Raw genomic sequence first — 663 nt, forward strand, 5'->3', positions numbered from 1 at the left:
TCAGCGAACTGGAGATGTAAAATCAACGCCAGTTTAACCTGGAATATCAATGATTTTACCTCAACCGTGTTCGTTAATCGGTACGGTAGCGTTGCCAACGCCGCGGGGACCGGCCGCCTCACTCCGTGGGCCGTCGTCAACGCCAGCGTTCGCTATAAAACCACACCGCAATCCAGCGTCGGCCTCACCGTCAACAATGTGCTCGACAAAGTGAAGAAAGATGAGTCTGCCGGTTGGCCTAATTATCCAACAGGAAATTACGACCCTTACGGACGTCAATGGTGGCTGGACTTCAGCTATCACTTCCAATGAGTTGAGTTCCTAAACGACATTGGCGCAGCGTCCCGGCAACCCTGCGGTGCTGTGCTGATGTCTTCTTTTGCCCTGTGGTAATGGTGAAGGCCAGTGATGTTTCTGGAAGCAAAAAATCAACACAGATTTATCTCTCGCACTGAGGTGATGGCGCTATCGGTAGTCGCCCTGCTGTTGCACGGCACGCTGCTCTGGCTGCTACTGCACCCGCCCGGTATTCGTTCGGCAGAAATCCCGCCCATGATTGCCGCCAGGGGCGAGCAATCCGTCATGGTGGATCTGACTGACACCGCCAGCGCATCGCAGGCGCAGGAGAGTACCCCTCAACCCGCGCCAGAACCGCTCCCGATG

General features: G+C 55.5%; 1 protein-coding gene and 1 pseudogene. Both read left to right on the top strand.

Annotation, left to right across the window (positions count from 1 at the left end):
• A pseudogene (locus tag J5224_RS33295) lies at positions 1-312 on the top strand (TonB-dependent receptor); the annotation flags it as partial.
• A gap of 96 nt (positions 313-408) precedes the next feature.
• On the top strand, positions 409-663 hold a 255-nt coding region (locus J5224_RS33300; protein ID WP_264629169.1), incomplete at its 3' end, for a hypothetical protein.

It is taken from the genome of Candidatus Symbiopectobacterium sp. NZEC135 (assembly GCF_025962695.1).